This window comes from Citreimonas sp., from assembly GCF_042096055.1.
In the GTDB taxonomy this organism is placed as follows: domain Bacteria; phylum Pseudomonadota; class Alphaproteobacteria; order Rhodobacterales; family Rhodobacteraceae; genus Citreimonas.
Genome location: NZ_JBELMH010000030.1, coordinates 1,619 through 7,066 on the forward strand (window position 1 = coordinate 1,619; position 5,448 = coordinate 7,066).

At 68.5% G+C, this 5,448-nt stretch carries 8 protein-coding genes and 1 tRNA gene; 5 read left to right on the top strand and 4 right to left on the bottom strand.

The features are described 5' to 3' along the window. Positions 1–16 precede the first annotated feature (16 nt). Positions 17–92: transfer RNA gene (locus tag ACFDTC_RS08650), tRNA-Thr, on the bottom strand. Between the two features lie 134 nt (positions 93–226). On the opposite strand from ACFDTC_RS08650, the gene ACFDTC_RS08655 reads away from it, so the two are divergent. Next, positions 227–1,108 carry a hypothetical protein gene (locus ACFDTC_RS08655; protein WP_375258478.1) on the top strand — a complete coding sequence of 294 codons (882 nt, stop codon included), beginning with the start codon at positions 227–229 and terminating at the stop codon, positions 1,106–1,108. Between the two features lie 25 nt (positions 1,109–1,133). Here ACFDTC_RS08655 and ACFDTC_RS08660 read toward each other — a convergent pair whose 3' ends face one another. Further along, complete coding sequence (locus ACFDTC_RS08660; protein ID WP_089883209.1) at positions 1,134–1,391, bottom strand: DUF2312 domain-containing protein; 258 nt, start codon at positions 1,389–1,391, stop codon at positions 1,134–1,136. A gap of 122 nt (positions 1,392–1,513) precedes the next feature. Between ACFDTC_RS08660 and ACFDTC_RS08665 the strand changes: the two genes are divergently transcribed. The 4 genes from ACFDTC_RS08665 (at position 1,514) to ACFDTC_RS08680 (ending at position 3,120) form a co-directional block, all read left to right on the top strand. Further along, positions 1,514–1,729, top strand: a complete 216-nt coding sequence (locus ACFDTC_RS08665) for a hypothetical protein (RefSeq protein WP_375258479.1) — start codon at positions 1,514–1,516, stop codon at positions 1,727–1,729. 93 nt (positions 1,730–1,822) lie between these two features. Further along, a complete protein-coding gene (locus ACFDTC_RS08670; RefSeq protein ID WP_375258514.1) occupies positions 1,823–2,248 on the top strand; it encodes a YeeE/YedE family protein in 426 nt (141 codons plus the stop codon). Next, complete coding sequence (locus tag ACFDTC_RS08675) at positions 2,248–2,682, top strand: DUF6691 family protein (RefSeq protein ID WP_375258480.1); 435 nt, start codon at positions 2,248–2,250, stop codon at positions 2,680–2,682. Before ACFDTC_RS08670 ends, ACFDTC_RS08675 begins: the two co-directional genes overlap by 1 nt. Before the next feature lie 9 nt (positions 2,683–2,691). Further along, positions 2,692–3,120 carry a TIGR01244 family sulfur transferase gene (locus tag ACFDTC_RS08680; protein WP_375258481.1) on the top strand — a complete coding sequence of 143 codons (429 nt, stop codon included), beginning with the start codon at positions 2,692–2,694 and terminating at the stop codon, positions 3,118–3,120. A gap of 12 nt (positions 3,121–3,132) precedes the next feature. On the opposite strand, the gene ACFDTC_RS08685 is transcribed toward ACFDTC_RS08680, so the two are convergent. Then, on the bottom strand, positions 3,133–4,239 hold the full coding sequence (locus ACFDTC_RS08685; RefSeq protein ID WP_375258482.1) for a FliM/FliN family flagellar motor switch protein: 1,107 nt from the start codon (positions 4,237–4,239) through the stop codon (positions 3,133–3,135). 174 nt (positions 4,240–4,413) lie between these two features. Continuing rightward, positions 4,414–5,448 (bottom strand): sensor histidine kinase (locus tag ACFDTC_RS08690; protein ID WP_375258483.1); only part of this gene is annotated, 1,035 nt, incomplete at its 5' end.

Below are 5,448 nucleotides of genomic sequence, written 5' to 3' on the forward strand. Positions count from 1 at the left end.
GGAATTGCAGATGGGATGGTGCCGGCAGAGGGACTTGAACCCCCGACCCCGAGATTACAAATCACGTGCTCTACCAGCTGAGCTATACCGGCACGCGGGCAGCCATAGGCCATGACCGAGGGCACGCGCAAGGGCGAATGCTTGCCTTGGAAATCCTGCGGCATTGCCAAGAATTTGCCGTCAATCGGTGGCAGCGTCCCGCGGAACCAACGGGGCGGCCTTCGGAATGCGGGTGATCCTTCACTGCGGCGTGCACTGCACGGACGAGGACAGGCTTCTGAAATGCCTGCTTCGGAACGCGGACATGCTGCGCGCCGAAGGCACCGCGGTGCCCGGCCCCGACCGCTATCGCACCCTGCTGTCCGAGATCGTCAACGCGCTCGATTCCGGTACGCCCGAACCGGCCGCGCGGGACGTCGTGCTCGACGCGATCCTCGACATGCCGGCCGACTCGACGCACCGCGTCGTGCTCAGCCACCCCGACCTATTTTCGGTCCGGCGCATCGCGCTGGCGGGGGGCCAGCTATACCGCAAGGCCGAAAGCCGGCTTGCAATGCTGCAACGGCTTTTCGCCGAGGACGAGGTCGAGCTGGTGCTGGCGCTGCGGGACATGGGCAGCTTTCTGGCTGCGCTGCTAATCGCCACGCCCGAAGAACACCTGGACCAGCTGCTGCATGGCGCCGATGCGGCCACCCTGCGCTGGTCCGACCTGATCGCGCGTATCCGCGACGCGGTGCCGGACATGCCGATCACCGTGTGGTGCAACGAGGATACCCCGCTGCTGTGGGGTCAGATCGTGCGCGAGGTCGCCGGGCTGGAGCCCGACCGCAAGATCGTCGGCGCCTTCGACGTCTTCGGCGACATCGTGGCCGACGAAGGCATGCGCCGCTTCCGCGCCTTCCTGAAGGACAATCCCGGGGTGACCGAAATCCAGAAACGCCGGCTGATGGCGGCCTTCCTCGAAAAGTACGCGATCGCCGACGCGCTGGAAGAGGACCTCGACCTGCCGGGCCCGGACGCGGCCCGGCTCGACGCGCTGAGCGCCGGGTACGATGCCGATCTTGCGCGGATCGCCGCCATACCGGGCGTGCGCGTGCTGGTTCCGTGACGCGCCGCGCCGCGGAACCGCCCGCTCAGGCCATGCCCAGCGCGGACTTGTACATCTCGAGAACCGCCTCTTCCTCGGCAATGTCGTCGGGCTCGCGCTTGCGCAGGGCGATCACCTTGCGCATGACCTTGGTGTCGTAGCCGCGGCCCTTGGCCTCGGCCATGACTTCCTTCTGCTGGTCGGCGATCTCCTTCTTCTCCACCTCCAGCCGCTCGAAGCGTTCGATGAATTGCTTGAGCTCGCCCGCCGCGACCCCGTAGCTGTCGCCGTCACCATCCTGCATCGTGTCTCTCCTGCCGATCAGAGCCTACCGGTTACCCGCGCCCGGGGCGTCCATCAAGGGGTTGCGGCAGAGGTGCGCAGCGTCTACCGGACGGCGTGGCTCTGACATTCGGGAGGTGCGCGATGGAATGGCTGATCTGGACCGGCGCGGTGCTGTCGGTGGCCGGGCTTGCAGGGCTGGTCTGGTGCATCGGCGTGGTCCTGCGCGCGCGCCGCAAGGGGCTGGACGACGAGACGCTGCGTGACACCGTCCGCCGCATGGTGCCGGTGAACATGGTCGCACTCGCGGCGTCGGTGCTGGGCCTGATGATGGTGATCATGGGCGTCTTCCTGTCCTGACGCGTGCGACACGTGCGCTCTTGAAACACATTCAAGAATGTATATGTGTTCGTCCGGTGGCGCGAGATGCGCTGGATATGCGGGACGATGACCATGGAGCAGGACTGGCTGTGGGGCCTCTTCGGAGGGCTGATGATCGGCACGGGCGGGGCGATCTATCTGCTCGGCAACGGCCGGATCATGGGTGCGAGCGGCATCATCGGCGGACTCGCAGACGGCTCGGGCCGTAACACGGCGGCCGAGCGTGTGACCTTCCTGGCCGGCGTGGCCGTGGTGCCGGCGCTGCTGACCTGGGTTTTCGGCCCGGTCGCCACGAACATCACCGAAAACTTCGCAGTCCTGATCATCGCCGGGCTTCTGGTCGGGATCGGTACGCGGCTGGCCAACGGCTGCACGTCCGGCCACGGGGTATGCGGCATGTCGCGCCTGTCGCCGCGGTCCTTCGTGGCGACGGCGCTCTACATCCTGGCGGGCGGCCTTGGGGTGGTTCTGTTCCGGCATGTGCTGGGGGTGATCTGATGCGGTACCTGGTGGCCTTGATCTCGGGCGCGTTCTTCGGCGCCGGTTTGCATCTGTCGGGCATGACCAACACGGCGAAGGTCCAGGGTTGGCTAGACGTCTTCGGCGACTGGGACCCGACGCTGGCCTTCGTTCTGGGCGGCGCGATGGTGCCGATGGCGATAGCCTGGGCGGTAACCTCGCGCCTGAAGGCGTCGGCGACGGGCCGGCCGTTCCCGCCGCGACCGCAGGGCGGCATCGACGCGCCGCTGGCGATCGGTTCGGTCCTGTTCGGGATCGGCTGGGGGCTGGCCGGACTTTGCCCGGGTCCGGTCGTCGCGGCGCTCAGCTATGGCGGCGGGCCGCTGCTGCTTTTCGCGGCCGCGATGGTCGTCGGCATGCTGGCGGCGCCCGCGCTGCGCGGGCGACTGGACAAGGCGCGCGCCGCGCAATAGGACATCGGCATGGACCCGCGACAGATAACCGACCGCTACGCCGTTTCGCCGCAGATCGATCCCGAGGACGCCGCCGCGCTACGCGACGCCGGCTTCACGACCGTGATCTGCAACCGCCCCGATGCCGAGGTCCCGCCCGCCCTTCAGGCGGACGCGATCGGCGCTGCCATGCGCGCCGCCGGGCTGCGGTTCGAGGTTCTGCCGATCACGCACCAGACGCTCACGGCCGAGAACGCGGCGCGGCAGGCCGAGATCATCGCCGAATCCGAGGGTCCGGTGCTGGCCTATTGCGCATCCGGCACGCGGTCGACCTTCATCTGGGCGCTGGGTGCCGCCGGCGACATGAGCGCCGACGACATCGTCGCGGCCGGCGCCAAGGGCGGCTATGACCTGTCGCCGCTGCGCCCGACGATCGAGGCGATGTCCGCGCGCGGCTGAGCCGGGCGCGCTTCACGTCTCGAAATCGAAATCCATCGTCGCGGACGAGAAATCGGCCTCGAACGTCTCTTCGGACGCATCTTCGTCGAGCGCTTCCGCGTCGAACTCTCCGCCGAAGCCGCCGTCATCCTCGAAATCCATCGGCGGCAGGTCCGGCAGCGGGTCGTCGTCCCCGTCCGCTGCGAAGCCACCGGAGAAGTCCGGCGTGTCGGCCATCTCGTCCTCGACCGCGAAGCCGGCCAGCGCATCGACGGCCTGCGTCGCGTCCGCCTCGGCGAAGCCGCCGTCGGTCATTGCGTCCGCGCCGGCTGCGGCCATCGCCTCGGTGCCCGACGATTTCGGCCAGTTGATGCGCACCGCACGCGCACCGTTCATCTGGCCCAGACGTCCCCCGGCAACCACCGCGCCGTTCGCGGCCACGACCTCGACCCCGTCCAGTGCCGACGCGTGCAGCGGGATGACGTCGCCCGCCTTCAGCGCCTCTGCCTTGGCCAAGGGCATGCGAACCCGCGACAGGATGCAGTCGAGCCGCGCCGGCACGTTCAGCATCGCCTCGCGATGCGGCTCGGCGCCGGAGGCATCGTCCTTTTCGGGCGCGGTGATGGTGCGGTCGGGCAGAAACAGCGAGATCATGCCGCTGCGCCGACCCAGCGCCAGGTCGATCTCGGCATGGAAAGTCCGGTACTCGGCCGCGTCCAGCAGCAACGACGCACTGCGCGGATCCTCGAGCATTGCACCGAACCGGTAGCCCGCGAATTGCGGCCGCAGCGGATTTTCCGCCAGGTTCTCGACGAATTCGGCCAGCGCGCCGTCCAGCAGCGGCGCCATCATGGCCGCGTCGGTCGGCGTCAGCGGGCGCGTGTCCACCGGCATCTTGGTGACCTGCTGGATCGTCTGGATCTCGGTCACCCCGGTCAGTATCTCGCGGTCGACCTGCGCCAGGCCGATCGCGCCGTCCGGCCCGTCCAGCACGATCAGCAGCGTGCCGTCCTTCAGCGCGGAGACGACCCCGTCCTGGTCGAGCATGTCGAGTCGCACGCTGCTGCACACCAGCACCAGCGACCACGCATCCTCGGCCGTGCGGGCGAGCGCGCGGCGCAGCGCCTTGGCGGTCGACATACCGCGTGCCTCGTGCGCGCGCTGTGCCGCACGTGCCTTCTGGCCAAGTACACCCTGTCCGCCACCGTCAGCCATGCATGAGTTCGCCAGTTTCCGTCGCGGATTCCCCGCCATCTGCTGTCGTTATGCGGGCATTTGGTTACCAAGGGCTTTAACGAACCCAGATATCCGCGCCTATTCGGCGGCCTGCTCCAGCGCCGCCGGCACGACGACGCGGAAAGCGGCGCCGCCCTGCCCCGGCAGGTAGCGGATGTCGCCGCCGAGCCGTTTCATGATCTGCCGGCAGATCGCGAGGCCCAGGCCGGCGCCCCCCGCCTTCTGATCGCCGACGCGCGAGAACTTCTCGAAGATCATGTCCTGCGCCTCGCTCGAGACGCCGGCGCCGTTGTCGATGAAGTCGATCACCAGGCCGCCCGCGCTTTCGGAGACGGCGACCGTCAGCAGCGGCTCGGGCGCGTCGCAGTACTTCCGCGCGTTCGCGATGAGGTTGATGAAGACCTGCGCCAGGCGGTCCACGTCGGTTTCCAGCACGACCTGCTCGGCGGCGGGCCTGCGCGCGATGCGGATTCCGCCACCGCTGCCGTCCGCCGCCGCCGCGGCGACGGCACGGTCCAGCAGGTCGGCCAGCCGCTCGCGCCGGATGTTGAGGCTGACCTGCCCGTTCTCCAGCACAGACAGGTCCAGCAGGTCGTCCAGCAGCCGCGTCAGGCGCAGCGTCTCGTCGTGGATGATCGAGGCATACTTGGCGCGCTGACCGGCATCCAGCGCGTCCGAATCGCGCATGATCTCGGAGAATGCGCGGATCGAGGTCATGGGCGTGCGTAATTCGTGGCTGATCTGCGACAGGAAGGCGTCCTTCTGCACCGACAGGCGCGTGAGCTTGTCGTTGGCCTCGCGCAACTGGCGCGCGGTGCGCGTCAACTCCTGGCTCTGCGCCTCGAGCCGCGCGGAGTATTCCATCATCTGCGCGGTCTCGTCGGCCACGGCCATCAGGTCCTCGACCGAAACGCGCATCGAGCCGACGATCTGGCCGACCATGGCGTGCGCCGTCGCGGCACCCACGGACCCGGCAAGTTCGCGTTCCAGAACCTCGAGGAATTGTGGTGAGGGGTCGGGCAGAAGGCCGGACACGCCCTGCTTGCGTGCCTCGCGCAGGAACAGCGCCTGCGCCTCGCGCGCGCCCAGGATGCGCTGCGCCATGACCATCAG